Here is a 24,716-nt window from a genome sequence, read left to right as displayed (position 1 = left end):
AGGACTATTGATCGGCTGGGAACGCTCGTTCGATTTTGCTCGTAGTGAAGGGTCTGGGGTTCGAATCCCCAAGGCGGCTCCCAGCTCAAAGGCCCTTCGCGATGATCGGGAAGGGCCTTTGGTTCGTTCTGACGCGGTGCGACACGTGCGGGGTCGCCCGAAGTCGGCGGAATATATCGGCCGGGCTTCCGGGCTCGCGGCGGCGCGCCTCTCGCCTGACAACCGTCGCCGGGCTGTCGGCGGTGCTGAAGAGCTGCGTGAGGGGATCTACGGAAACAGCCGCATCGAGTTTTCAGGCTATCATGCACTCCCATTTGATATAGTAATCGCCTCCGATGACGTCGTGGAATTGCGCCCTCGCGCACCATTCCTGGCTGCCGCTGGAGTTCTGTTTGGTCCCGGTGCTTGCGCTGCAATAGCGATTCCGAGGGCAGGCTTCATTGGCGGATCTGACCTTGCTGTTGTTGCGGTAAAGGGTCACGGTCAACCGCCCGGCTGTCCGGCCCTTGCAGCGGACTCCACCAGCGCCATACATTTTTCCGGACTGGTCAACTCTATCCGCCAGGGCCCAGGCGGTGCAGAAGGACGCTGTCGTCGCTTTGGCGGCGCTCGCGGTTGTGGTCGATTCGGCTGTCGTGGCGTTGGCGGGACTCATCGGCGCGAGCGCGAGTCCAGCCGCTACGGTGATCTTGAGTGCGATCATCTGCCGGTTCATGGGAACCTCTTTTTGGGTCTAATGCTTGATGGAGTTGGTGGTGAAGCTCTTGCTGCCGCTGTCCCACGAGGCTCTGACTCTGCCGTACCATCGCTGTTTGCCCGGCGTGCGGTCGGTTACCGTGACGGAGGCATCGCAATATCGGCTGTAATTCGACGCTTCGCAGATGCCGGTGTCGACGAGTGTGCCTGAACGGAAGAGCTGAATGCGCAGCTTCAGGGGTGTGAAACTCGGAGCCTTGCAATTGATCCACGCGCCGGCGTAGACCTTTTTCGGAGAGCTGTCGTGGGTGTCGGTCATGCCGCCGACGGAGCAGCGGATCATGGCGGTGGCCGAAGTGGAGGGGGCCGTGATGGCATGTGCCGATCCGGAGAGCGCAAAACTCAGCGAGGTCGTGATCGCGGCAACGCTCACCGCGGTCAGGTGTTTTCTTCTCATGCCGGCGAATGGCTTGATCTTCATGGGGTCTCCGGTGGTAAGAAATGCGTCGAACGTACGCCGGTTGCTGTTGGGGATTGACCCGTCCAGCCGGCTGGACCAACAGAGTGACGCATGGGGCTGACTATCCGCTTACTACTCGGTTACCATGCGCATACTGAACGTATTGCTCGCGGGGGGCGCCGCATGAAGTTCAACATTCTCGGCCCGATCGAGGTGGGCGCCGAGAGAGCGTGGCTGGAGCTCGGCGGGATGAGAACGCGGGCGGTGCTGGGCCTGTTGCTGGTGAATGCTGGGCAGGTCGTGCCCGCTGACCGGTTCGCCGAAGAACTGTGGCCACGCCTCGAGGTGGATCGGGCGATCGCCAATCTGCATGTGAGAGTCAGCGAGTTGCGTCGCAGACTCCGGATAGCGGGCATGGCGGAGGGCCTCGTGACCAGGCCGCCCGGCTACCAGCTGGAGCTGGGCGGTCACGAGCTCGACTCGGTCCGATTCGAGAGGCTGCTCGAACAGGCGGTCTCCGCGCTCGATGTCAACGACGCCATGACCGCCCGTCTGCGGGCGGTCGAAGCGCTGGCTCTGTGGCGCGGGCCGGTGCTGGCGGACCTGGGTGACTTGCCCTTCGTCGCTTCGGAGGGGTCGAGGCTCGAAGAGCTTCGGCTGACCGCCGTCGAGGTGCGTCTCGAGGCGGATCTGATGAGCGGACGGTACTGCGAGGTGCTTGGCGAGCTCGCTGCTCTGACGGCCGAGCACCCGCTGCGCGAGCGGCTGTGGTCGCTGCGCATCCGGGCGCTCTACGGCGCCGGCCGGCAGGGCGAGGCGCTGGCCGTCTACCGCGAGGTTCGCCGGCTGCTGGCTGACGAACTCGGCCTGTCCCCCAGCCGGGAGCTGCGGGATCTGGAACGGCGCGTACTCGCGCAGGACCTTGGCTCCCGCGCCGATCCGGCACCGCGAGCCATCGGAACGGACAAGGACGGCTGGATCGCGCCGACCCCGCAGTACGTCTGGAACGGCACGGGTCACATCGCCTATCAGGTGATCGGCGATGGCGAACCGGACATCGTGTTCGTGCCAGGCATCTACAGCCACCTCGATCTGTGGTGGGAAGACCCGAACACGGCCGGCTTCATGCGCCGGCTCGCCGCAACCGGCCGCCTGATCATTTTCGACAAGCGGGACACCGGGCTGTCGGACCCCGCCACGGGCGAAGACACGCTCGAGCAGCGGATGGACGACGTCCGCGCGGTCATGGACGCGTGCGGCAGCAAGCGTGCCGTGCTGATCGGCTACTCCGAGGGCGGCCCGATGAGCGTCCTGTTCGCCGCCACCTTTCCAGAGCGGGTCACCGGTCTCGTGCTGTTCGGCGCAGCCGCACGCTGGACCTGGGCGCCTGACTACCCGTGTGGAGGGGACTCCGAAGGCATGCTGGCCGCGCTCGAACAGATCGCCCAGCGCGGCTGGGGACAGGGCAACACCATCGAGTGGTACGCGCCGAGCCTCGCGAGCACGGAAAGCGCGCGCCGGGGACTGGCACGCCGCGAACGCATGTCCGTCAGCCCAGGCGCCTTCCTGCGGATGCTTCGCCTGGTCCGTGATATCGACGTGCGGAAGATCCTGCCGGCTGTCAGCGCGCCGGTGCTGGTCGTGCAGCGGCGCAACGACCGGATCAGCCAGCCCGATCTCGGACGCTACCTTGCCGAACACCTGCCGGGTGCCCGGTATCTGGAGCAGTCGGGCGACCACCTGCTCGGTGTCGGCGATGTCGGCGAACTTGCCGACATCGTCGAGCAGTTCGTTCGAGAAGCGGCGAGTCAGCCCCTGGAGACGAATCGCATGCTCGCCACGATCCTGATCACCACCGTGTCAGAGGCCGCTGCGTCGGCTCACCATGCAGCCGCTCCGTCGGCCATCGGGCGGAGCCGAGGCAGCTTGGTCGAGACCAACGTACAAGGAGTGGTCGCAACCTTCGACGGCGCGGCACGCGCGATCCGGTGCGCGCTGGCGATGCGTGCCGCAACGGCCGCTCATGATTTCCGAGCGGGCGTGCACGTAGGTGAGGTGGAGTTTCGCGACGGCCGGCTCGTCGGTCAAGCATATGAGCTCGCGCACCAGGTCGCGCGCCTCGCAGGGGAGGGGCAGATCCTGGTCTCGCGCACGGTGAAGGACCTGGTCATCGGTTCGTCGTTGACCTTTCAGGAGAAGGGTAGCCACCGGTTCGACGGCTGCGGTGACGACTGGACGATGTTCACCGTCGGCGGCTGACCGCATCGGCGCGTGCGCAGCCCTCGACCGCCTCACCGGCCATCGCTTCGACCTGGCGGGGTCCGCATGGGTCGGAATGGGCCGATGACGATCTCCGCCGTGCTTCGCGCGTGACGTCGCTCCGGAAGCCAGGGGCATCGGCAGGTCCGCGCATTCGCACCCGGCCGTTGACGGATCGGCGTGCGGGAGGCATCCTCCAAGTGAGGGGAGTATCCCTTGGCGGCAGCTTCGTCATCACGGCACAGTACACACAGGGGGGCCCTGGAAACCCTGCGTGCTACTCCCGGAGTTGTCGGTCCGCGTAGGCGGGCGGGAGAGACCTCGGGGTGATGGAACGCGCCCCAACCTGTTGATCGTTCGTGACTGCAGACGTTCCCCGAGACAACCGAATGGGATGTCGAAGTCCCGTCTGAGACCCGCCAGGTGAGGGGAACTCAGCTTGCCAGTGTGCGCTATTACTGGTCGAGCTGAGCCCCGGCCTGCTCGACCTGAGCAGGCGGAGGGTGCGGGTCATGCAGTTGTCGGTGTTCGCGATCGCGATCGTTGTGGCCGTCGCGGTTCCTGCCGTGGCGATGACGATCGTGGCGATCGTCGCGCTCCGGGGTGCCGAGCCGGGCGAACGGCCGGAAATCTTGCGTGCTCTTGCGGTGTTGGCGCGGGCGAGTCATGGCTCGTTTCCAGGGCTGGCGCACCGTCGGCAGTCACCATCTTCCCGGGCTGTGGAGAAGGCTGATCGGAAGCCGACCTGACCCTGGGCGGTGGGAGTGGGACGACGAGACCGACGAGGCCCGCGGTTGTGACTTCGAGCTGTACGACCGGTTCGAGGCGCCGGAGAAGACGGCGTGGTGGTTTCGTCTGTGGACCGGCAACGACGAGGTCGACGGCGGCGAATTCCGCTTCTTCGGCACCACCGGGGGAGGCGACTACGTGGGTTTCTGGCTGGTTCGGCCTGGTGCGGCGATCATTGAGCAGCCTGTCGTCTACCTCGGTTCCGAGGGCGGATGCGGCGTGATAGCCCGCGATCTCGGCGATCTGCTGTGGGTGTTCGCGAACGGCCTGGGCCCGGCGGAGGCGTTCTCCGACCCGGGCCGTGAGAGGCAGCCGGATGCGGCGTTCGAGGCGATCGCGGAGCGCCACGCGCCGGGGAGGCGGCGTTCGCCGGCGGAGATCGTGGCGGGGGCGCGGGAGGAGTTTCCGGGCTTTCCGGGGCTCATCGGCGCAATGTGCCGGTGACGGACGCGGCGGGCGCCCGCCTCATGGAGGGCCCGAGCAGGACCTGGACCGGCCGAGGGTCTCGAAGCGGCCGTTGTCCTGGTTGATCCGCCGGCGTCGCGCGCTTGGGCCGCCGGTCGCTGCGGCGTACTCTCTGGTCATGCCTCGGCCGAAGGTGGTCCTCTTCGATGCGATGGGTGTCCTGTACCGGTACGGCAATGTGCAGGGTCGTGTCCTGATCCCCTACCTGCGCGATCACGGATGCCGGCGAACCGAGCAGGACATCCGCGCCGCCTACCGTTCGGCCACGCTGGGGAGCATGACGACCGACCGGTTCTGGTCGGTCGTCGGGCTGTCGCGGGAAGGGCGTGACGCGGATTACTGCGGGCGGCACCAGCTCAACGAAGGCGTGCAGGAGGCGCTCGCGGAGCTGGGGGGCGATGGCCTGCGCCTCGCCTGCCTGAGCAATGACACGGCGGTCTGGTCCGAGCTCGTACGCCGGCGTTTCGGCCTGGAGGGCCCCGTGCGGCGGTGGTTCGTCAGCTCCGATCTGCGGGCCCGCAAACCCGACAGAGCCGCCTACACGACGGTGATCGAGGCGCTGGGCGTCTCCCCTGATGAGGTGGTGTTCGTCGACGACCGTCCGGTCAATCTTGTTCCGGCTCGTGCGCTGGGGATGCGCACGATCGTTTTCCTGAGCGACGACACCGAGGCCAACCCCGTGCGCTCCGATCAGTGGCAGCCGCGGAGCGTCGTCAGGACCATGCCGGAGCTGGTGGCCGCCGTTCGCGAGTTCGTGTAGGAGCGCGGCGGGCTCAGGCGGCGGTGAGCCGGCGCAGGCCCATGAGTTCGAGCGCCGCGTAGACGGCCACCACCAGGGCTCCGGCCAGCAGGAACGCCACGCCCAGCCCGGTGAGCGGGATGAGGCCGGAGAACGCGAGCACGAGGAGTGCCACGCACGACAGCGTGTTCCCCGCGACGACGAACGCCGCGTGGCGCGGCGGAATCCGGGGATATCCGGCGATGAGGCCGAGGGCCGCGGCGCCGCCCAGCATGGCGACCCCGAACGGGATGGACCACGAGGTCGGCAGGCCGAGCGGGCCGCTGAGCGCCTGAGCGCCGGCCAACATGATCACGCCGAAGACGGCGGTGCTCCAGCCGTCGACGCGAAGGATCAGCCGCAGCCGTCCAGAAGCGTCCGTCCTGGTCGTCGTCATGTCGATCTCCTCCCGCTGAAAATCTGGTCACAGGAACGGTGCCAGCGCCGGGGTCGTCGGCTCAATAACCTCCGGGGTCATGGCCGCTCGTCACGGTCGTTAGGCTCCGGGGCATGGAAGTGGAGCAGCCGCCCCGGATCGGTTCGCAGCTGCGTGCCTGGCGGCGGCGCCGCAGGCTCAGCCAGCTCGACCTCTCCAACCTGGCGGACGTCAGCGCGCGGCACCTGTCGTACGTCGAGACGGGGCGCGCGCGGCCGAGCCGGTCGATGGTGCTCCACCTGTCGCAGGCCCTGGACATCCCGTTGCGCGAGCGCAACACCCTGCTGCTGGCCGCCGGCTACGCGCCGGCCTACCGGGAGAGCAGCCTCGACGACGCCTACCTGGCCTCGGTCCGGTCGGCGATCGACGCCATGCTGGCGGCGCACGAGCCGTACCCCGCGGTCGTGGTCGACCGGCTCTGGGATGTGCTGGCGGGCAACCGCGCCATGTCCGTCCTCATGGACGGCGTGCCCGGGCACCTGCTGGAGCCGCGGCCGAACGTCTTCCGGCTGACCCTGCACCCCGACGGGCTGGCCTCCCGGCTGGCGAACCTGGGCGAGGTCCGCACGCTCACGCTGCGGCGGCTGCTCCGCCAGGTCGACGCCACCGGTGACGAGACGCTCCGGGCACTCTACGAGGAGGTGTCCCGCTATCCGGTGACGTCGGAGCCGGACGGCGCGGAACATCCGCCGAGCCCGATCCAGGTGCCGCTGAGGATCCGCAGCCCGTTCGGCGAGTTGTCGATGTTCAGCACCATGGCCACGTTCGGCGCGCCGGCCGATGTGACGCTGTCGGAGCTGGCCATCGAGCTGTTCTATCCGCTCGACGAGTTCACGGCCCAGGCACTCCGCCTGCTCGCCGGGCCCGCGGCGGGCCCGGCTACCGGTTGACCAGGCCGCGTACCTCCGCCAGCCGGTCCACCTCGGCCCGCCAGTCGTCGCCGGCGACGCCGACGATCGCGTGCCGCGCCCCGGCCTCCCGGTAGGCGGCCAGCCTCTCGGCGGCCTCTTCCGGGTGGCCGGCGAGCGGGATGTCGATGACCTCCCCGAGCGGGCGGCCGTACGCGGAGCTGATGCCCGACGCGATCTCCTCGCGGGACGGCCCGCCGGCCAGTGCGCCGGTGGCGCCGATGGCGATCACCGGGGCCGGCCTGCCGTGCTCCGCGGCCAGGGCGGCGAGGAGCTCGGCGCCCTCGGCGACCTGGCGGGGGGAGATCAGGGAGGGGAACCAGCCGTCACCCAGGCGGGCGGCCCGCCGGATCGCCACCCCGGACGCGTTGCCGACCCAGATCGGGGGCGTCGTCGCGGGCGGCGCCAGCTCTACGGGCGGGTTGCCGGGTTCGTCGTGGAGTTCGGTCTTCTGGCCGGACAGCAGGCGGGGGAGGAGTTCCAGCGCGGTGTCGGTACGGGGACCGCGCTCGGCGTACGGGACCCCGGCGGCGGCCCACTGGCCGGGCCCGCCGCCCGAACCGACCCCCAGCACGAGGCGGTCGCCGGAGACGTGCTGGAGGGTCGCGACCTGTTTGGCGGCCCAGGCGACGGGACGGATGCCGGGGACGAGGACGCTGGTGCCGATCCGGACGCGGGTGGTGACGGCGGCGGCGGTGGCCAGGGCGATCGGGGCGTCCAGGGTCGGCCCGCCGATGGCGAGGTGGTCGCCGTGCCAGACGCCGTCCAGGCCGGCGGCCTCGGCGTGCCGGGCCGCCTCCCGCAGGTCGATGCCGTCCCGCCGCTGCACTGCCACGCCGGGCAGGATGACGCCGATCTCGAACGTGTTCATCGTCCAATCGTGCAACCTCAAGCTAGGTTGGGGTCAACTGGGCGCGCGGGCGCTGTGGCGGAGGAAGCCGCTCCCCTGGAGGACGATCAGCAGGGCCGAGTTGGCGATCAGCGCCCACCACAGCCCGGCCAGCCCCCACGTCGCGGCCACCGGCACGGCGGCCACCGTGAGCATCCCGTAGCCGGCCGCCACCGAGCCCAGGCTCCACGACGACCGTTTGAGCCCCGCCAGCCCGAACGCCATGACGGCCTGCGAGCCGTCCACCGCCGCCATGACGACCATGAGCCAGGCCAGCCCCAGCACGGTGGTCCTGACGCCGTCGTCCGAGGTGAACACCGTGACGAGCGGATCGCGGAAGGCGAGCAGGAGAGCTCCGCCCGCGGCCACCCCGATGACGGCCAGCGCGAGCGCCGCCCTTGTGACGCTCCTGACCTCGCGCACCCCTTGAGCGCGGGCGACCTCGGGAACGGACGCCTGCGCCACCGACAGGGACACGAACATCAGCGGGCCCATCAGGGCGTGGAGGACGGCGTGCGCGGCGGCCTCCCGCGTGCCCGTGCGGACCGCCGCGTACGTGACGACCCCGAGCACCGCGAACTTGATCAGCAGCGTGCCCGACAGGGGAATGCCCACCCGCGCCAGCTTCATGATCTCCGGGGGCCGCGGCCGTCCCCTGCCCACCCTGCCGCCGAGCAGCCGGCGCAGGCGCAGGTTGGACACCGCGAGGGCGGTGGCGCCCGCGGCGATCATCGAGCATCCCAGCCCCGGCAGGCCGATCCGGGGGACGAGGAGGACGACCAGCACGATAGACACGGCGGCGCCGGCGAGGCTCGCCCAGATCACCTGGCGGCTGTGGCCGAGCGCGATCAGCGCCGCGTTGGCGCCGCCGCCCAGGCCGTACAGCAGCACGTGCACGACCAGCAGGTAGGGGAAGATGCCGAGCTCCGCCAGCACCTCCGGCGGCGCGCCGCCGAGCGAGGCGACGACGGGGACGCAGGCCACGGCTCCGGCGGCGAGCGCGGCGACGCTGAGCGCCAGCCACCGCGCGTCCCGCAGGACGGGGATCGCGCCAGGCGGGTGCTCGCGGTGGGGGGCGATGAACGGCGCCATGCCGCGCAGCGCACCGGTGATGGCGGTGAAGGCGGGGTTGAGCACGGCCGCCGTCACCGCGTACGCGGCCAGCGCGGCGGTCGCGCGCCGCCCGAGCACCGCCGTGGTGACCAGGCCGGCCACCTGGTTGACGGTCATGGACAGGAAGAGCGGGACCGCCGCCGCGGCGATGGCCCGGTGCTGGAGGAGGGGCATGCAAGCAGAATCCCGGGACGCGGAACGGCCCGGGAGGCTACCGTAGTTTACCAGGAATGCCTGCTTTGCCGTGGCTGTCCGTCGCTAGCGCTGACCTGTGGGTCCCTCGTCATGTCCGGGCGTGTCCCGTTGTCTGGCCCAGAGGGCGATCTGGGTGCGGGAGTTGTAGCCGAGCTTGTTCAGAATGTGCTCGACGTGGCCCTCGGCGGTGCGCTGGGCGATCACCAGGGCAGCCGCGATCTCCTTGTTGCTCATCCCCTGAGCGACCAGGCGCGCTATCTCCGCCTCCCTGCGCGTCAGCGGTGACCACGACGTTTCCTCGCCGGCCGGCTCGTTCGCGGAGTCGGACTCGCCCAAGGCGAAGAAGATCTTCTCGTCGTAGGACAGCCCGGCACCTCGCTTGACAGCCGCTTCGAAGGCCGGCTTGCCGAGAGCCTCACGGACACACGACTCGCATTCTTCGTGTCGGCGAAGGAACTGCCTGTACCTGAACGGCACTATGTGCACCGTCCGCTCCAGGCTCCGTACGATTCCCAGCAGCGTGGCCGCTCGCCGGTGATGACCCTGGCCGGCGGCGATCCAGGCCAGCACCGCGATGTTGAACCTGCTGCCGAGCACGTCGTCGATCGAGTGCTGGAACCGCAGGCTCTCCCGCTCCAGCACGGTCGCGTGCTCCGCGTCGCCCTGGAGCCAGAGCGGAACGCCGAGCACGGTCATCGCGTACGCCCTGACCCATCTGTCGCCGTGCGCCTCGCAGATGGCCACGCATTCCTCGCCGGCGGCGACTGCGGAGGAGACATCGCCCAGCAGGGCGCGTGCCAGGCAGAGCCGGACCAGCGCACGAGTCAGGCCCATCGGGTCGCCGGTGGTGCGGTGGCGGGAGACCGCCTCCTCGTAGAGGGCGACCGCCGACTCGCTGTCCCCGCGGTACATGGCGATCGTCCCGGAGTAGAGCGCGGCGTAGGCCAGCACCGCCTCCAGCCCGAGCTGCTCGCCGACCTCCCGGGCCTGCCGGACCATCGACTCGGCGGTGACGACGTCGGCCTGGGTGTTGGCCAGCCAGGCGTTGACCACCAGGGCCCGGCCTCGAAGCTCGCTCGGCTCGGTGATCGCGGCCAGCCCCTGGTCCAGGCGGTCGCGTCCTTCGCGCAGGTAGTCGCCGGTCTTCCAGTGCTGGACGAGGTCCGTGGCCATGCTCAGACCGGTTTCTGCCTCCTCCGGCGCGGCGAAGCAGTAATCCAGGGCCTGACGGAGATTGGCGTGCTCGATCCGCAACCTGGCGAACCATTCCAGCTGATCCGGGCCGAACGCTTCGGCGCGCGCCTGTGCCGCCAGGTCGCGGTAGTGGTCGCGGTGCCTGCGCCGCAGCGTGGCCTCCTGGCCGGAGGCGAGCAGTTGCTCGCGGCCGTACTCCCGGATCGTCTCCAGCATCCGGTAGCGCATCCCGGTGGGGCTGTCCTCCCTGACGAGCAGGGATTTGTCCACCAGCCCGGTCACCAGGTCGAGGACCTGTTCGCGGGCGATGCCGTCCCCGGAGCACACCGCCTCGGCCGCTTCCAGGTCCAGTCCGCCGGTGAACACCGACGCGCGGGCCCAGAGCAGCTGCTCCGGCTCCGTGCACAGGCCGTGGCTCCAGTCGACGAGCGCACGCAACGTCCGCTGCCGGGGCAGCGTCGCCCGCGGCCCGGTGGTGAGCAGCTGGAAGCGGTTCTCCAGCCGGTCCAGCAGTTGTTCGGGCGACAGCGCCCTCAGCCGTACGGCCGCCAGCTCGATGGCGAGGGGAAGGCCGTCCAGCCGGCGGCAGATCCCCTCCACCATGGTCCTGTTGGTCTCGGTGACCTCGAAGCCGGGCAGCACGGCCGAGGCCCGCTCGGCGAACAGCTGCACCGCCTCCCCTCGGGTCCAGGCCTGCGGCTGCGGATCTTCGGAATCCGGCAAGGACAACGTCGGCACGGCCAGCACGCGTTCGCCGGCGATGCCCAGCGCCTCCCTGCTGGTGGCCAGGATCCGAAGCTCCGGCGCGGAACGCACCAGCGTCGTGGCCAGCACCGCGCACTCCTCCAGCAGGTGCTCGCAGTTGTCCAGGACCACCAGCATCTGCTTGTCCCGCACGTGGTCGACGAGCACCTCCACCGGTGGCCGGGAGGAGCGGTTCTGCACATGCAGAGCGCAGAGCAGGGTCTGGGCGAGCAGCTTCGGATCGTCCAGCGTCGCTAGCTCAACCATCCACACGCCGTCACGAAAGGCTCGTTGGACCTCGGCGGCCACATGGATCGCGAGCCGGGTCTTGCCGACGCCGCCGACGCCGGTGAGGGTCACCACAGGCGCCGTGCCGAACATCCGCTTGGCTTCGTTCACCTCCGGCCGTCGTCCGACGAAACTGGTCACCTGAGCCGGCAGCCGATCTGGCCTTCGCCGCCTGACACCTTCAGTTGTGCCTGTGTTCATGCGAGCCTCGCGCTGGCCTCGATCCCCAGCAGTCACCACGGCAGGACCGCTACACCCACGCTACGGGGCCGTCCGACCTGGTGTTACATCGGGTAAATACACCGCTGCACGGATGCTAAACACCCGCGAGCTTCCGAACACGATGACGGCCTGCGCGCCGTCCGCCGCTCCCATGGCGATCGCCGGCACGGCCATGGTCGGCACGCCATACCTATTGATCAGTTGCTGAGTCGCACATTACCTTCGTCGCAACGTCGATCTTCTCAAACTGGTAAAAGAGGCAGTCATGTCCGTGACCGCTGGTATCCGGAGGGCCCTGGCGCTGGTCGTCGCCCTCGGGCTCACCATGGTGTCCCAGGCGGGCGCCGGCGCGGTGGCCAAGCCCAAACAGCCGAACATCATCTTCTTCCTCGTGGACGACATGTCAGCCGATCTGCTCCAGTACATGGACACCGTCAGCAACCTGGCCAAGCAGGGCACGACGTTCACCGACTACTACGTGTCCAACTCGCTCTGCTGCCCGTCGCGGGCCTCCACGTTCACCGGCCAGTTCCCGCACAACACCGGCGTGGAGACGAACAAGGGGTCCGACGGCGGCGGCTATCAGGCGTTCGAGAAGCACGAGAGTCGCACGTACGCCGTCTCGCTGGATCAGGCCGGCTACCGGACGGGCTACCTGGGCAAGTACATCAACGAGTACCCGGTGGGCCCCGACTACAAGGTGCCGGCCGGGTGGGACGAATGGCACGTGGCCGCGGGCGGCGGCTACAACGAGTTCAGGTACGAGCTCACCCGCTACATCAAGGAGGAGACGGCGGACGACAAGCCGCTCGACCCCTCCGGCGGCAAATACCTGGTGGACGTGCTCGGGCAGCGGGCGGCCGACTTCATCGAGCGTTCCCGCGAGCACGCGCCGGGCGAGCCGTTCTTCCTCCAGGTCTCGCCGTTCTCGCCGCATTCCAGGGTCGGCTCCAAGCCGGGCGACAAGGAACCCCGCTTCCCGCCGGCGCGTCGTGACCGGCCGAAGACCAAGTGGCCCGCGGGGCAGTTTCCGCACGGCGACTGCGGCGGGCCTGACTGCAACGGCATCGACGTGACCGCGCTGCCCGCCTTCGACGAGGACACCGCCGACAAGCCGTCCTGGGTGCGGCGCGGAAAGATCGGCCCGAAACTCGTCAAGGAGCTGCGTACGGACTTCCGCGATCGGATCCGCATGGTGCAGTCGGTTGACGACATGGTGGAGCGCGTCATGTCCACCCTGACGGACGAGGAGAAGCGCAACACGTATGTCATCTTCACCAGTGACAACGGCTTCCACCTTGGCCAGCACCGCCTGGTGCGCGGCAAGTCCACCGCCTACGACCATGACGTGCGGGTGCCGCTGCTGGTCAGGCGGCCGGCGGCCGGGCGGCACGGTGACCTCGTGACCGGCGCCATCGCCCAGAACGTGGACCTGTTCGCGACCTTCCTCGACCTGGCGGGTGCCGACCCGGAGGTGCGCGACAGCCGCGACGGCCGCAGCCTGGTGCCCCTCATCCAGGGCCACAAGGTCAAGGGCTGGCGTGACGCGGCGCTGATCGAGCACGTCAAACCGGACCCGGAGGCGCCCGGCGAGCCGGACCCCGACGCCGACAGCCTCAAGGCCGGCAACTCCCAGCCCCCCACCTACACGGCCGTGCGCACCGCGGGCGATCTGTACGTCGAGTACGAGGGCGAGCCGAAGCCCGAGTACTACAACACCGTCACCGACCCCCACCAGGAGAGCAACGACCCGGACAACGCCAGGACTGCCCGACTCGGCAAGGCCCTCGACGGCCTGGAGGGCTGCGGCAAGCCCGGCTCGGTTGACTGCTGGACGGCCGCTCATCTGAGCTGAAGCGGCCGGCCTCGAAGCTCGGGCCCGCACGTGTGTCCGGCTCTCGGACGAGGGGCGTGGGTGTGGCTTCTCAGCAGTTCATGTACTTCCCGCTCGAGAATTCCCGCATGTCCTGCCCTTCCACTGTCCAGCGCCTGCGGACCAATCCGGTCAGGTCCTTGCCGTACACGTGGATCTCGACGGTGTCGGTGTTGGTCAGGTTGTGCATCGAATGGATGTCGTCGTCGGGAATCAGGACGGAGACGGCGCCGCGGTCGTGCCGGTGGTGTTCGACGGGACGTACGGTGTCGTCGCCGTTCAGCTCGTAGCGCCGTTCCTCGATCCGGTTGGAGATCAGCCCGATGGCCCCCCACGTTTCATGCGTATGAGGAGGAGCGACCTCACCGGGAGCCCACACGATCGAACTGATCGTGAACGTGGGTGAACGATGCAGGATGTAACGGCCACGTCCTCCGTGCAGCGCCGACCTCACGGTGAACTCGGCGGGGATGGGGTTGGGCCGGGTGACGAGCTCCTCCAGCAGCGTGCCCACCGTGGTGGCCAGGGCGTCGTCGGGCAGCCGGTCCTTCGCGGTGGTGAGGTCCCGCAGATCATGGATGAACTGGTGCAGAGGCTCCATCATGTCCTCGTCTCGCGTAGTGGTGTTCCGTTGTTGTCGGGAGGGCACGGTCGTGCCGGATGACCGATGAGAGGGGCCGGCATCGCCGCGGTCATGCGGTTGAGCGCTTTTCGCAGGATGCGAGGTGACGTGGCGAAGTTCAGCCGCGCCCACGAGGTGTAGGGAGCGCCGAACTCCTGCCCTGCGTGGAGGGCGACATGGGCGGAACGCAGCAGGAACTCCTGCGCCGAAGTCACGTTCGCCGGCAACCGGGCGAAGTGCAGCCAGGCGAAGTACGTGCCTTCAGGCATGTGCGCACGGACGCTCGGATGATTCGACACCCACTGGAAGACCTGCCGGCGGTTGGCCTCGAGCGTCTCCAGGACGTCGCCCAGCCAGGCGTCCCCTCCGCTCCAGGCGGCCACCGTCGCCGCCGCGGCGAGTCCTGACACCCGGCCCAGAGACCTGTCGGGAAACACCTCGAGAAAGCGCCGGTGCAGAGGCTCGGACCCGAAGTGCATGAGACCGCATCGGAGACCGCCGATGTTGAAGGCCTTGGTCGCCGACTGCAGCGTCACGGTGGGAGCTTCGGAAACGGTCGCGAACACCGTGTGGCGATGAGGGGCGTACACCAGGTCGGCGTGCACCTCGTCGGACACCACGACGATCCCGTGCTCGGCCGCGATGCCGGACACCCGGCGAAGTTCGGCGTCGGTGAAGACGCGGCCCGTCGGATTGTGAGGATGGCAGAGCAGCATGAGGGTGACGTCGGGGCGGGCGGCTTGCTGTTCGAGCAGATCGAAGTCGATGACGAACCCGTCAGCCTCCTCCGCCAGCGGCACATCGACCACTTTCCGGCCGCTCACCTCGATGCTTCGCATGAACGGGGGATAGATGGGGCTGAAGATGACAACCCCGTCCCCTGGTTCGCTGAAGGCCATCACCGAGGTCGTCAGGCCCTGCACCAGGTCGGCGAGCACCGCCACCCGGTCGGCGCCGGCCTCCCAGCCGAAGCGGTCGCGCATACGGGCCGCGAATGCCTGCGCGACCCCGCGGTGCTCGGCATCAAGTGGGTAGGTGAACTGTCCTGCTTCCGCTGCCTCCAGCACAGCGGATCTGACGGCCTCCGCGGGCCGGAAATCCATGTCGGCCAGCCACAGCGGCAACACGTCCGGAGGATAGGCGTGCCACTTCTTGCTGATGCGGGCGCGGAGTTCGACCTCCGGGAGGGCCAGTTCCTCAGCCATGACCCTCCCTCACCCTGCGGTGCCCGCCTGTCACGTTCACGATGAGTGCTTTCCTGTCGAGGACTCGGCGTCGGACAGGAGCTCCTCACCGAGGCGTTCCTCCCAGTCGAGGTAGCGCACCATGTCCTCGCGGTTGCGCTCGAGCATCTTGGGTCGCCGGGCGACGAGTTCCGCGTCTTCCTTGGCCTCGGCCAAGGACACGTCAGCTCCATCGAGCCCTTCTTCGACCGGATGGCCGGAGGCGATCCATCGGTTGATGCCACCGCCGAGGACGACGACGTCTTCGTAGCCCATGCTCAGCAGCGTCCTGGCCGCGAGCGTGGAACGGAGCTCCCGGTCGGAGGCGACGGCCAGGGACGTGCCGGGAGACGCGTACGTCTCGATGCGGCGTTCCAGATCCCCCCGGGGAACCCATACGGAGCCGGGGATGTGGCTCAGGGCGTACTCGCTGCTCCGCCTCACATCCACCAGCACCCTGCTGCCTGCCGTCAGATCGGCCTGCAGCCGATCCGCAGCGATCGTGCGGATGTCCGGTCCGGGAAGTGAGAGGTCATCGAGGTAGGCTTGGGGACTGCCGGCGACGACCGCGCCTCCGCCGCGGGACCACTCCCTGATGCCGCCGGTGAGCCACGCGACCCGGCGGTATCCGATCCGCGACAGCAGTCCTGCCCCGATCCTCGCGCGGGTCTCGTCGTTCGAGTAGCACACGAGGAGGGCGTCACGGACACCGATGTGCTCGTCCACCGCGTTGGCAAGCTGGCCTGCCGGGCAGGAAAGAGCGTCGGGGACATGGCCGGCGACGTACTCGTCGACCAGGCGTACGTCGATCATGTAGCAGACGTCGTCGCGCTCGATGAGCTCCATGGCCTCCGACACCTGAAGGGGAAAGGCCCGGGTGCCGTGGACGAAGTCCTCCGCGAACGCGGCCGCCCGTTCCTGACCGTCCTCGTCGGCCGCGGGCGCGGTCCAGGGCCTCGCCTCGACGGAGAGCTCACGACCTGACATCACCCAGGCCATCGTTCCGTTGCGCAGCGCATAGACATTGCTGAATCCGGCCTGCTTCAGCAGGTAGGCGCCGACGATGCTCCGGGTTCGTCCAGCGCAGTGGACGACGATGGGGTGCTCCTTGCCCAGCCCTTCGATGCCGGCCCGGCAGAGAGTGGGGACGAGCTCACCGCCCGGAACGTGGAACGCCCCTGGGATGTGCCCCTTGGCGTACTCGCCGGCCGTGCGGGCGTCGAAGACGAACGTTTCCGTGCGGTCGGCGAGAGCGGCGATCCCGTCGGGATCGAGCTGCTGCACCTGGTCGGTGATCGACAGCCTCTCGCCGAACGTCTTGCCGATGACGTTGACACCGTAGACCGGCGCGTTTCCCTCCTTGGACCAGCGGTTCAACCCGCCCTCCAGGACCCTGACGTCGTCGTGTCCCAGCTCCCGGCAGGTCTGCGCCGCCAGGCGGCTTCGATGGTCATCGTTCGAGTAGAGAACCAGCGGAACGTTCTTCCAGGGCACCAGCCGGCGCAGGCAGATCTCGATGAGACCACGAGGGAGAGGGCAACTGCCCGGTATCTGACCGAGCGCATATTCACCTCGTTCGCGTACGTCCAGCAGCGCGTGAGCCTTTCCCGCGTCACGCCACCGCTTGATCTCGTCGTACGTGATGAAGGATTCAGAGGTCATGAGGCACCTGTCTTTCACAGGGAAGGGGGGCGTGCGCCCCAAGGGGGAGGACGATGGGCGTGCACGGCCGGGACGCGTTCCTGGTAGAGGCGTACTTCGACGCTCACCAGCTGCCCGGTGCACCCCTGTGCGAGCCGGGATGTGCCGCGGTCCCTGGTCAGGGTGTTCACGTTCCCGTGGCGACATGGGGAATCGACGTCGCGCGGGTCCAGCGGGTCGTACCACGCGCCCGTGGCGAGCTGCACACAGCCCGGTTTGATGTCGGAGCTGAGGACGGCGCCCGCGAGGCAACTTCCCTGCTCACTCGTGATGAGCACGACGCGGCCCGGCGCGATCCCGCGTGCGACCGCGTCGTCCGGGTGCATCAGCAGCGGTTCCCGTCCATGGATTTTGCTGCTCTGGCTGGTGGCGCCCATGTCCAGCTGGCTGTGGAGCCGGTGCGCCGGCTGGGACGCGAGGAGCGTGAGCGGATGGGCGTCGGTGGGCCCGGCGGCCGGCGGCAGCCAGCTGGGATGACCTGGACAGTCGTCATAACCGAACGAGCTGACGGTGGCCGAGGTGAGCTCGATGCGCCCGCTGGGCGTCCTGAGCGGCGCGTTCTCCGGATCCTGTACGAAGTCGTACAGCATGACCTGATCGTTCGGGGCGCTCGGCAACTCGACGTGCCCGGCGGACCAGAAGCCGTCGAACGACGGGAGATCGACGCCGTCGGACGAGGACCGGCTCCGCCAGGTTTCGTACAGCCGGCGCAGCCAGGCGTGCTCGGAGTCGCCCTCGCTGAAGAAGGAGCCGACGTCAAGCGCGTCCGCCAGTTCGCTGAACGTCTCGTAGTCGGTTCTCACGTCGCCGGGAGGATCACACACCTGACGCATGGCGATGAGACAGGGGTCGCCGCGTGAGGCGCCGAGGTCGGACCGCTCCAGGAACGTGGCCGAGGGAACGACGATGTCGGCGTGCCTGGCGGTCGCCGTCCAGTACGGTTCGTGAACCACCACCGTGTCCGGCGCGGCCATGGCCCGGCGCAGCCGGCCGATGTCCTGATGGTGATGGAACGGGTTGCCTCCGCACCAGTAGACGAGCCGTGTATGCGGGTATCGGTAGGTGCCGCCGTTGTATGCGAAGGGCGCACCGGGGTTGAGGAGCATGTCGGAGATCCGCGCGACGGGGATGAAGGCGTCGACGGGGTTGTCCCCCTGCGGAAGGGTGGGCAGTTGGCCCGAAACCTTCGGAAGACCCACGTCGCCCATGGATCCGTAGCCGTGTCCGAAGCCGCCTCCCGGGGTGCCGATCTGACCGAGGACGGCTGCCAGCGCGATGGCCGCCCAGGGCGGTTGTTCCCCATGCTCGGCGCGCTGCAGTGACCAGGTGACGGAGACGAAGGTGCGGTTCGCCGCCATCTGCGTGGCCAGCGAGCAGATGTCGCCGGCGGCGACCCCGGTGATGCCCTCGGCCCAGGCGGGATCTTTCCTCACACCGTCCGTGTGCCCGAGGATGTAGGCCTCGAGCTGCCCGTATCCGGTGCAGCGGGTGTTGAGGAACTCGGTGTCGTGCAGATGGCTGGTGATCAGCACCCAGGCGAGTGCCAGCATCATCGCGACATCCGTGCCGGGATTGATCGGGCACCAGCGAACGCCACGCCCGTCGGGGCAGTCCGTCCTCACCGGACTCACCACGACGATCGAGGTGCCGTTGTCGATGAGCTGCCGGAGAGCGGCTTCGCTCCGATGCCTGGTGATCCCCCCTGGGGCGACCTGCATGTTCTTGACCGGCAACCCGCCGAAGGCGAGGATCATGGTGGTGTGCTCGGCGAGTACCGACCAGCTGGTCAGGCCGTGGACCGCGGCCACGTCCTGGCCGAGCACGTGAGGCAGGATCACGCTTGAGGCGCCGGTGCTGTAGGTGTTGACCGACCTGGTGAAACCGCCGATGGTGTTGAGGAAGCGGTGCACCTGGCTCTGCGGATGATGGAAACGGCCCGCACTTCCCCATCCGTAGGAACCGCCGAAGATGGCGGCGTTGCCGTACTCCGTGATGACGCGTTCGAGCTCGGTCGCCAGGATCGCGGTGAGGTCCGGCCAGTCCACGCGAACGAACTCGTCTTGTCCCCGTGCGCTGCTGGGTCCCGGTCCGTCCGCCAACCACCCTCGTCGCACCATCGGCTGCAGGACCCTCGCGGGATGGTTGTGCGCCCCGCTCAGGTTGCCCAGGAGGGGGGAGGGCCGCGCATCCAGCTCGTGCGGGGTGACGGCGAGGTCGTCGCCGCTGATCCGTGCCCGGAAGGCGCCCCAGTGGGAGCTGCTCTGCCGGCCCGCGCCGGCGGTCATGTCCTCAGCCCTTCCAACGACGGGCGATGACGATGCCACCCGGTTGTTGTCTGCAGGGCCATGGCGATCCTGAGGACGTCCAGATCCCGGCCCGGGGCTGCCGCGATCTGGAGTCCGACCGGCAGGCCGTCGCTCGCCATTCCGCAGGGAACGGAGATCGCCGGCTGGCCGGTGACGTTGTAGCAGTAGGTGTTCGCCAGCAGCGCGGCCTGCATCTCGGCTGCCCGCGCGAGGTGGCACTCGTCGACCAGGGGAGCGGTGACGGGGACCGTCGGACCGATGACGGCGTCGAACCGGCTCTGGCTCTCCAGCATCCTCGCCGCGAGTTCTCTGCGATCGTCCTTGGCCGCGCGGTATCGCCGGCCGGACACCGTGAGCCCGGTCTCCAGACGTGCCCTGACATCGTCCCCGTAGTCGTCGCCACGGTCCCGCAGCCAGCGACGATGCACCTGAGCTGCTTCGAACGCGACGATGGTGCCCGTGCTGAGCCGGGCGTCCTCCTCGCAGGCGAGCTCGAAGGGTTCCACCGTCGCACCCAACGCTTCGACGGCGTCGAGCGCGCGGCGGAAGGCGTCGCTGACAGCCGGCGAGGACCGGGAGACATGCGACATCACGACGCCCAGGTGGGCTCCGCGCAACGACAGGCGCCCAGGGTCGTCGTGTTCGGGAGCGCTGTGCAGGATCAGGCTCTGGAAGATGCGGGCGCAGCCGTCGGCCGTGCGGCTGAGCACGCCGACGGTGTCGCAGGAGGGACTGAGCGGGAAAACCTTGGCGGTGGGTATCCGGCCCAGGGTCGGCTTGAAGCCCGTGACGCCGGTGAGGGCCGCCGGTATGCGTACGGATCCTCCGGTGTCGGTGCCGAGTGACGCGCCGCAGGAACCGATGGCCACGGACACGGCGCTTCCGCCGCTCGATCCGCCACAGATGTGGCGGCGGTCCCAGGGATTGCGCGTGGTCTGGGCCTTGTGATTGACGTTGGTGGCGCCGTAGGCGAATTCGTGCATGTTGGTCTTCCCGATGTGCACGGCTCCGGACAGCTCCACGCGCCGCCAGCATTCGGCGTTGTCGGTGGCTCGCTCGTTCAGCCACGATGATCCGGCCGTGGTCTGCAGTCCTGCGACGTCGATGTTGTCCTTGACGCTCACGCCGATGCCTGCCAACGGCCTGAACACGCCCCTCCGGAACTCGTCCGTGACGAGTCGGGCGACGTTGTGCACCCGGTCCTCGCTGACTGACACGAAGGCGCCCAGTGCCGGTTCCCAGCGGTTGATCGCCTCCACGTAGCCGGCGGCCACCTCGTGGGGCGACAGCTCTCTCCGGTGGAGGGCGGCCCAGGTCTCTTCCAGGGTCAGATCGGCCGGTGACGTCGCCATCTACGTCACCTCGTCGAGGACGGCGGCCGCGATCCCTCGCGGGCTGCCACCGTTGATCGGCATGATGTCCATCGGGCACACGGACAGGAACGCGACGAGATCTCTGTCCGCCCGCAGATCGACGTAGGAGCCGGCCGGCGCGGAGGATTCCCGGAACGTTATGTGCCCGTCGGGGTCGACCGGGGAGTTCTGAAAGAGATTGAGCGGATCAGGCAGCAGCGCAGCAGGTGCATGGCCGGCCGCGCGCAGGGCCGACCTGAGGTTGTCGGCGCAGTTGCGATGCCCCGGAGCGTTGAGTTGCTGATAGCGCCATCGGTCGCATGGGGGCATGGTCATGTCGTGGATGCCGGGCGACGTGTCGGCGACCATCGTGATCAGCGGAACGCGCCGGCAGGTGACGAAGGCGCTCCCCACTCCTGGCCGGATCGTTCGCAGCGCCGCGCGGGAGTGGCTCATGCAGACGTGCTCGGTCCAGTCGTCCGCGGCGAAGAACCACGCGTCGACGACCTGCCCGCCGAGCGAGTTGATCACACGCAGTGTCTCTCCCGCAGCGACGCGAAAGGTCCCGATCTCGGCTGCTTCGACCTGCTGACTCTGCCTGCTCATGGCGACTTCCGGGATGCCGAGGTCAGATCGACGTCGCTCCACTCGGTGGCGACGAATGCCACGCGATCACCGGAGTGCACGACGGGGTCACGCCGGATGCCGATCACGAGCGCCGGCGACGGCATACCGATCGATGCCACGACGTCACCGAAGGCGTTGCGGACCTCGCCGAGAGGTTGTCCCGCCGCGGCCACCTCGCCGGGAGCGACGAGCGCGTGAAAGAAACCCCCGTCAGTGGTGGTGACGTGTGTACGCCGAGTGGCCCGGCATATGGAGGACGGCCAGGCGAAGGGGTTTCCCTTCGCGGTGCCGATCGCCGTGGCGAGGCGGACGAGACCGGCGACGGCTCTGTCCACGGCCTCACGGTCGAGCCGGCCTCCCGCGCCCGCCTCCAGCATGAAGGCCCGCTTGCCCAGCTCCATCATCTGGTAGTCCAGCGCCCCGGCGATGTGACCGGGCAGTTCGCCCGGACCCGAGACGTCCATGCGGCAGGCCACCCGTGGATCGAGCAAGGAGATCATGGACAGAAGGTCGTGCTCGTGGGCTTCTCGGGGATGCAACTTGTAGACGGCGTAGTTGCAGGCATCGAGAAAGGGGCCCATGGTGTGGATGTTGACCACCACGTCGGCCAGCGGTGCGAACTCCTCGAAGAGGCGATGGGCGAGCCGCTGCGTGCCGAGGAAGTCAGCCCTTCCGGGGAAGCTCTGATCGAGATCCACTCCGTCGAAGGGGGAATGCTTGCGCCGGTAGTCGAAGGCCAGGGGGTTGGCGACGGGCGTCACGATGACGTTGCCGTACAGGGGAAGCGATGAGATGGAACGGAAGAACTCCGTCGCGACGATCGCCGCCTGCGACTCGTCACCATGGACTGCCGCATTGACCCACAGGCAAGGGCCGTCGCCCTTACCGCGGGCGATCATGTAGGGAATGCCGATCGTGTTGCCGCTGGCCAATCGGCCGGCCTCGACCAGGCCTCGGCCGGTGTCGCCGACGATCGTACGGCTCAGGTGGTCAGTTACCGTCGTCGTCATGACGTCTCCTGTCGGGTTCGGGTCCGGGGGCGGGGGCGTCAGGCCGGCCTCCGAGAAAGACGTGCTTCATCTCCGGATCGCTGAGGACTTCCTCGGCCGGGCCGTGCCGGTGGATACGACCGTCAACCATGACGACGGCGACGTCCGAGGCGGAGAGACCTTCGATCACGTTCTGCTCCACCATGACGACGGACACGCCAAGGGCGGCGATCTCCTTCAGCTCGTCGAAGATCTGGCGCCGCGCCTTGGGGGAGAGCCCGAGCGACGGCTCGTCGATGAGCAGCACGCGTGGACGCGCCATCATCGCCATGGCGATCTCCAGGAGCTGCTGCTGCCCGCCACTGAGATTTCCGGCCGGCCGCGTCCGCTGGGCGGCGAGGGCGGGGAAATGGTCCAGCGATTCGTCGACCGCGACCGCACGGCTGCCGCGTGGCAGCGTGTAGACGCCCAGCTGCAGGTTTTCCTGCACCGTCATGCGCGGGAAGTTGCAGCGTCCCTGAGGAACCAGGCTGATGCCGGCCTGCATGCGGCTCCAGGCGGGCAACGTGGTGATGTCGCGATCGCCGATGCGGATGGACCCCTTGCACCACTTGGTCAACCCGTAGATGCCTTTGAGCAGGGAAGACTTTCCTGCGCCGTTGGGGCCCACGATCGTCGTGAGGCATCCGCTGGCGAATCCATAGGTCAGATCGTTCACGATGGGCACACCGGACAGGTATCCGGCGGAGAACGCCGAGACGCTCAGATGCCGATCAGCCGGCATGACCGTCCCCCTTTCTGCCGAGGAAGGCTTCGTACACGGCCGGGTCGTCCCAGATGACCGAGGGCGGTCCCGCGGCGAGCTTCTTGCCCGCGTCCAGCACCACGACTTCGGAGCAGCAGGAGGTGATGAACTCGACGTTGTGCTCGATGATGAGAAACGTCTGGCCCTCGCTGTTGGCCTGCAGAATGGCCTCACGGATCAAGTCGATGATCCGCGGATTCACTCCCGCCAGGGGTTCGTCGAGCAGCGCGATCCGGGGCCGGGTCACGAGCGCCGCGGCCAGGGCGAGCAGTTTCTTCTGGCCGTAGGACAGGATGCCGGCAGGCGCTGAACGAAGCTGCTCCAGCCCGAATTTGACCAGCCAGGACGTCGCTCGGCTCATGTCCGACGAGCGCCTGCGAGCGCTTCCTGAACGCCCTGTCCTGTCCAACCCGCGCAGCGAAAGACTCAGGTGATCGTCCAAGGTGAGCTGGTCGTACAGTTTCACGGTCTGGAACGTCCGCACCAGGCCGGCCCTGGCGATGATGTGCGGCGCCTTGCCGAAGATGGACTCCCCGTCCAGCAGGATCTGTCCGCTGTCGGGTTGGACGAAGCCGGTCACGCAGTCAAGGGCCGTCGACTTACCCGATCCGTTCGGGCCGATGAGGCCGAGCACCGTTCCCGCGTTGAGTGCGAAATCGACATCTGACAGTGCCGCGACGCCCATGAACGACTTTCCCAGGCCGGTGACCCGCAGGGCTGGAGGGGCAGTGCCTCCGGGGGCGGTCATCACGAGGGACCACCTCTCATGCCACGCAGTTGTCTGTTCATCGCTCGTGCACGGAGGAATCCACCGACACCCTGCGGGACGAAGAGCAGTCCGAGCACCAGCAGCGCGCCGTAAACGATGAGACGGGCCTCGTCCGCCATGCGCAGCACCTCGGGAAGGACGGCGAAGAGCACGGCACTGTAGGCGACCGGCCAGAAGGTTCCGGCACCTCCGAGGATCACGATGATGAGCATCACCTGCATGAGGTAGAAGTCGAAGATGGACGGGTCGATGGTGGTCAGCCGGAATGCGTGGAGCGCTCCTGCCAGCCCGGTGACGAACGCGCAGAAGGTGAAGACGGCGAGCTTGTACGTGTTCGTCGCGTAGCCCTGTGACTTGGCCAGCGGCTCGTTGTCGCGGATGGCGATCATCACGCTGCCCGCGGCGGATCTGACCAGGCGTTGCATGGCCCACAAGGCGAGCACGGTGAAGCCGGCCAGCAGGTAGTAGTAGCTTCGTGGCGTGTCCGCGGTCAGCTCGACGGAGCCCAGGGACAATGACGGGGCAGGCAGTCCGAACATGCCCTGCCTTCCGCCGGTCACGCTGGTCCACTCTGCCGCGACGATCGCGCAGAGCAAGGTGAAGCTCAGCGTGATGATGGCGAATGCGCCTTCCGACAGGCGCACGGTGACGGCTCCGACCGCCGCGGCGACCAGGGCGGCCACTCCGCCGCCGGCGAGAAAGGCCGCGGGTTGCCACAGGTCGGTGTGGGTCACCAGCCAGCTGGTGGCGTAACCACCGATGCCGACGAAGGCGACCTGCGCGAAGGAGAGCATTCCCACGTAGCCGTACAGAAGGTTGAAGGCCGTTCCCAGCACCATGAAGGTCAGTGCGAGGTTGGCGACGTCGAGGAAATAGTCGTCGGTCACCACGGCGGGTGCCAGCGCGATGGCGGCGGCTGTGGGAAGCAGCGGATTGAGGTGCCGGCCTCCCAGCCATTTCGTCAGATGAGACGAGGGCTTGCCTGACATCGCGTCACCTGTTCCGGCCGGATC

The 24,716-nt window shown here is 68.3% G+C and carries 22 protein-coding genes; 5 read left to right on the top strand and 17 right to left on the bottom strand.

Translation table 11 applies throughout. The features are described from left to right. Window positions 1–292: 292 nt before the first annotated feature. Window positions 293–715 (bottom strand): hypothetical protein, encoded by a 423-nt coding sequence (locus tag ABGB14_RS34670; RefSeq protein ID WP_347648064.1) that lies wholly within the window; start codon window positions 713–715, stop codon window positions 293–295. A gap of 18 nt (window positions 716–733) precedes the next feature. Further along, window positions 734–1,177 (bottom strand): hypothetical protein, encoded by a 444-nt coding sequence (locus ABGB14_RS34665; protein ID WP_347648063.1) that lies wholly within the window; start codon window positions 1,175–1,177, stop codon window positions 734–736. Window positions 1,178–1,339: 162 nt separating this feature from the next. Here ABGB14_RS34665 and ABGB14_RS34660 point away from each other — a divergent pair, with 162 nt between their 5' ends. Further along, on the top strand, window positions 1,340–3,415 hold the full coding sequence (locus tag ABGB14_RS34660) for an alpha/beta fold hydrolase (protein WP_347648062.1): 2,076 nt from the start codon (window positions 1,340–1,342) through the stop codon (window positions 3,413–3,415). Window positions 3,416–3,870: 455 nt separating this feature from the next. On the opposite strand, the gene ABGB14_RS34655 is transcribed toward ABGB14_RS34660, so the two are convergent. Beyond that, on the bottom strand, window positions 3,871–4,083 hold the full coding sequence (locus ABGB14_RS34655; protein WP_347648061.1) for a hypothetical protein: 213 nt from the start codon (window positions 4,081–4,083) through the stop codon (window positions 3,871–3,873). Between ABGB14_RS34655 and ABGB14_RS34650 the strand changes: the two genes are divergently transcribed. Next, window positions 4,082–4,648, top strand: a complete 567-nt coding sequence (locus ABGB14_RS34650; protein WP_347648060.1) for an SMI1/KNR4 family protein — start codon at window positions 4,082–4,084, stop codon at window positions 4,646–4,648. The genes ABGB14_RS34655 and ABGB14_RS34650 overlap by 2 nt on opposite strands. Window positions 4,649–4,787: 139 nt before the next feature. Continuing rightward, window positions 4,788–5,429 (top strand): HAD-IA family hydrolase, encoded by a 642-nt coding sequence (locus tag ABGB14_RS34645; protein WP_347648059.1) that lies wholly within the window; start codon window positions 4,788–4,790, stop codon window positions 5,427–5,429. A gap of 13 nt (window positions 5,430–5,442) precedes the next feature. On the opposite strand, the gene ABGB14_RS34640 is transcribed toward ABGB14_RS34645, so the two are convergent. Continuing rightward, window positions 5,443–5,844 carry a hypothetical protein gene (locus tag ABGB14_RS34640; RefSeq protein ID WP_347648058.1) on the bottom strand — a complete coding sequence of 134 codons (402 nt, stop codon included), beginning with the start codon at window positions 5,842–5,844 and terminating at the stop codon, window positions 5,443–5,445. A gap of 113 nt (window positions 5,845–5,957) precedes the next feature. On the opposite strand from ABGB14_RS34640, the gene ABGB14_RS34635 reads away from it, so the two are divergent. Further along, entirely contained in the window at window positions 5,958–6,773 is an 816-nt protein-coding gene (locus ABGB14_RS34635; protein ID WP_347648057.1) for a helix-turn-helix transcriptional regulator, read from the top strand. On the opposite strand, the gene ABGB14_RS34630 is transcribed toward ABGB14_RS34635, so the two are convergent. From ABGB14_RS34630 to ABGB14_RS34620, 3 genes are all read right to left on the bottom strand, one after another. Then, complete coding sequence (locus tag ABGB14_RS34630) at window positions 6,763–7,662, bottom strand: LLM class flavin-dependent oxidoreductase (RefSeq protein ID WP_347648056.1); 900 nt, start codon at window positions 7,660–7,662, stop codon at window positions 6,763–6,765. The two genes, ABGB14_RS34635 and ABGB14_RS34630, sit on opposite strands and share 11 nt — an antisense overlap. A 33-nt stretch (window positions 7,663–7,695) precedes the next feature. Then, entirely contained in the window at window positions 7,696–8,967 is a 1,272-nt protein-coding gene (locus ABGB14_RS34625; protein WP_347648055.1) for a polysaccharide biosynthesis C-terminal domain-containing protein, read from the bottom strand. An 84-nt stretch (window positions 8,968–9,051) separates the two neighbouring features. Beyond that, window positions 9,052–11,325 (bottom strand): LuxR C-terminal-related transcriptional regulator, encoded by a 2,274-nt coding sequence (locus tag ABGB14_RS34620; protein WP_347648054.1) that lies wholly within the window; start codon window positions 11,323–11,325, stop codon window positions 9,052–9,054. Window positions 11,326–11,701: 376 nt separating this feature from the next. Between ABGB14_RS34620 and ABGB14_RS34615 the strand changes: the two genes are divergently transcribed. After that, window positions 11,702–13,291 carry a sulfatase gene (locus tag ABGB14_RS34615; RefSeq protein ID WP_347648053.1) on the top strand — a complete coding sequence of 530 codons (1,590 nt, stop codon included), beginning with the start codon at window positions 11,702–11,704 and terminating at the stop codon, window positions 13,289–13,291. 70 nt (window positions 13,292–13,361) lie between these two features. Here ABGB14_RS34615 and ABGB14_RS34610 read toward each other — a convergent pair whose 3' ends face one another. The 10 genes from ABGB14_RS34610 to ABGB14_RS34565 are packed head-to-tail and all read right to left on the bottom strand — an operon-like array spanning window position 13,362 to window position 24,692. Then, window positions 13,362–13,910: a cysteine dioxygenase family protein gene (locus tag ABGB14_RS34610; protein ID WP_347648052.1), complete on the bottom strand. Its 549-nt coding sequence runs from the start codon at window positions 13,908–13,910 to the stop codon at window positions 13,362–13,364. After that, window positions 13,910–15,136, bottom strand: coding sequence for an aminotransferase class I/II-fold pyridoxal phosphate-dependent enzyme (locus ABGB14_RS34605; protein ID WP_347648051.1), 1,227 nt, complete (start codon window positions 15,134–15,136; stop codon window positions 13,910–13,912). The genes ABGB14_RS34610 and ABGB14_RS34605 overlap by 1 nt, the downstream gene beginning before the upstream one ends. Window positions 15,137–15,172: 36 nt before the next feature. Then, window positions 15,173–16,816 (bottom strand): rhodanese-like domain-containing protein, encoded by a 1,644-nt coding sequence (locus tag ABGB14_RS34600; RefSeq protein ID WP_347648050.1) that lies wholly within the window; start codon window positions 16,814–16,816, stop codon window positions 15,173–15,175. 14 nt (window positions 16,817–16,830) lie between these two features. After that, window positions 16,831–19,140: a molybdopterin-dependent oxidoreductase gene (locus tag ABGB14_RS34595; RefSeq protein ID WP_347648049.1), complete on the bottom strand. Its 2,310-nt coding sequence runs from the start codon at window positions 19,138–19,140 to the stop codon at window positions 16,831–16,833. After that, window positions 19,137–20,513: an amidase gene (locus tag ABGB14_RS34590; RefSeq protein ID WP_347648048.1), complete on the bottom strand. Its 1,377-nt coding sequence runs from the start codon at window positions 20,511–20,513 to the stop codon at window positions 19,137–19,139. Before ABGB14_RS34590 ends, ABGB14_RS34595 begins: the two co-directional genes overlap by 4 nt. Next, entirely contained in the window at window positions 20,514–21,119 is a 606-nt protein-coding gene (locus ABGB14_RS34585; RefSeq protein ID WP_347648047.1) for an urea carboxylase-associated family protein, read from the bottom strand. Then, window positions 21,116–22,150 (bottom strand): M14 family metallopeptidase, encoded by a 1,035-nt coding sequence (locus ABGB14_RS34580; RefSeq protein ID WP_347648046.1) that lies wholly within the window; start codon window positions 22,148–22,150, stop codon window positions 21,116–21,118. Before ABGB14_RS34580 ends, ABGB14_RS34585 begins: the two co-directional genes overlap by 4 nt. Next, a complete protein-coding gene (locus tag ABGB14_RS34575) occupies window positions 22,131–22,913 on the bottom strand; it encodes an ABC transporter ATP-binding protein (protein ID WP_347648045.1) in 783 nt (260 codons plus the stop codon). Before ABGB14_RS34575 ends, ABGB14_RS34580 begins: the two co-directional genes overlap by 20 nt. After that, window positions 22,903–23,682 (bottom strand): ATP-binding cassette domain-containing protein, encoded by a 780-nt coding sequence (locus ABGB14_RS34570; RefSeq protein WP_347648092.1) that lies wholly within the window; start codon window positions 23,680–23,682, stop codon window positions 22,903–22,905. Before ABGB14_RS34570 ends, ABGB14_RS34575 begins: the two co-directional genes overlap by 11 nt. Continuing rightward, a complete protein-coding gene (locus ABGB14_RS34565) occupies window positions 23,682–24,692 on the bottom strand; it encodes a branched-chain amino acid ABC transporter permease (protein WP_347648044.1) in 1,011 nt (336 codons plus the stop codon). Before ABGB14_RS34565 ends, ABGB14_RS34570 begins: the two co-directional genes overlap by 1 nt. Window positions 24,693–24,716: the final 24 nt, after the last annotated feature.

This window comes from Nonomuraea sp. B10E15 (genome assembly GCF_039871615.1).
Lineage (GTDB): Bacteria > Actinomycetota > Actinomycetes > Streptosporangiales > Streptosporangiaceae > Nonomuraea.
Note: the sequence above shows the minus strand (reverse complement) of the source record. Positions and strands in the feature narration are given on the sequence as shown.

What these genes read in the sequence shown, in the direction of transcription:
- ABGB14_RS34670 (WP_347648064.1), bottom strand. Translation starts at nt 715, where the DNA reads ATGAACCGGCAGATGATCGCACTCAAGATCACCGTAGCGGCTGGACTC.
- ABGB14_RS34665 (WP_347648063.1), bottom strand. Translation starts at nt 1,177, where the DNA reads ATGAAGATCAAGCCATTCGCCGGCATGAGAAGAAAACACCTGACCGCG.
- ABGB14_RS34660 (WP_347648062.1), top strand. Translation starts at nt 1,340, where the DNA reads ATGAAGTTCAACATTCTCGGCCCGATCGAGGTGGGCGCCGAGAGAGCG.
- ABGB14_RS34650 (WP_347648060.1), top strand. Translation starts at nt 4,082, where the DNA reads ATGGCTCGTTTCCAGGGCTGGCGCACCGTCGGCAGTCACCATCTTCCC.
- ABGB14_RS34655 (WP_347648061.1), bottom strand. Translation starts at nt 4,083, where the DNA reads ATGACTCGCCCGCGCCAACACCGCAAGAGCACGCAAGATTTCCGGCCG.
- ABGB14_RS34645 (WP_347648059.1), top strand. Translation starts at nt 4,788, where the DNA reads ATGCCTCGGCCGAAGGTGGTCCTCTTCGATGCGATGGGTGTCCTGTAC.
- ABGB14_RS34640 (WP_347648058.1), bottom strand. Translation starts at nt 5,844, where the DNA reads ATGACGACGACCAGGACGGACGCTTCTGGACGGCTGCGGCTGATCCTT.
- ABGB14_RS34635 (WP_347648057.1), top strand. Translation starts at nt 5,958, where the DNA reads ATGGAAGTGGAGCAGCCGCCCCGGATCGGTTCGCAGCTGCGTGCCTGG.
- ABGB14_RS34630 (WP_347648056.1), bottom strand. Translation starts at nt 7,662, where the DNA reads ATGAACACGTTCGAGATCGGCGTCATCCTGCCCGGCGTGGCAGTGCAG.
- ABGB14_RS34625 (WP_347648055.1), bottom strand. Translation starts at nt 8,967, where the DNA reads ATGCCCCTCCTCCAGCACCGGGCCATCGCCGCGGCGGCGGTCCCGCTC.
- ABGB14_RS34615 (WP_347648053.1), top strand. Translation starts at nt 11,702, where the DNA reads ATGTCCGTGACCGCTGGTATCCGGAGGGCCCTGGCGCTGGTCGTCGCC.
- ABGB14_RS34610 (WP_347648052.1), bottom strand. Translation starts at nt 13,910, where the DNA reads ATGGAGCCTCTGCACCAGTTCATCCATGATCTGCGGGACCTCACCACC.
- ABGB14_RS34605 (WP_347648051.1), bottom strand. Translation starts at nt 15,136, where the DNA reads ATGGCTGAGGAACTGGCCCTCCCGGAGGTCGAACTCCGCGCCCGCATC.
- ABGB14_RS34600 (WP_347648050.1), bottom strand. Translation starts at nt 16,816, where the DNA reads ATGACCTCTGAATCCTTCATCACGTACGACGAGATCAAGCGGTGGCGT.
- ABGB14_RS34595 (WP_347648049.1), bottom strand. Translation starts at nt 19,140, where the DNA reads ATGACCGCCGGCGCGGGCCGGCAGAGCAGCTCCCACTGGGGCGCCTTC.
- ABGB14_RS34590 (WP_347648048.1), bottom strand. Translation starts at nt 20,513, where the DNA reads ATGGCGACGTCACCGGCCGATCTGACCCTGGAAGAGACCTGGGCCGCC.
- ABGB14_RS34585 (WP_347648047.1), bottom strand. Translation starts at nt 21,119, where the DNA reads ATGAGCAGGCAGAGTCAGCAGGTCGAAGCAGCCGAGATCGGGACCTTT.
- ABGB14_RS34580 (WP_347648046.1), bottom strand. Translation starts at nt 22,150, where the DNA reads ATGACGACGACGGTAACTGACCACCTGAGCCGTACGATCGTCGGCGAC.
- ABGB14_RS34575 (WP_347648045.1), bottom strand. Translation starts at nt 22,913, where the DNA reads ATGCCGGCTGATCGGCATCTGAGCGTCTCGGCGTTCTCCGCCGGATAC.
- ABGB14_RS34570 (WP_347648092.1), bottom strand. Translation starts at nt 23,682, where the DNA reads ATGACCGCCCCCGGAGGCACTGCCCCTCCAGCCCTGCGGGTCACCGGC.
- ABGB14_RS34565 (WP_347648044.1), bottom strand. Translation starts at nt 24,692, where the DNA reads ATGTCAGGCAAGCCCTCGTCTCATCTGACGAAATGGCTGGGAGGCCGG.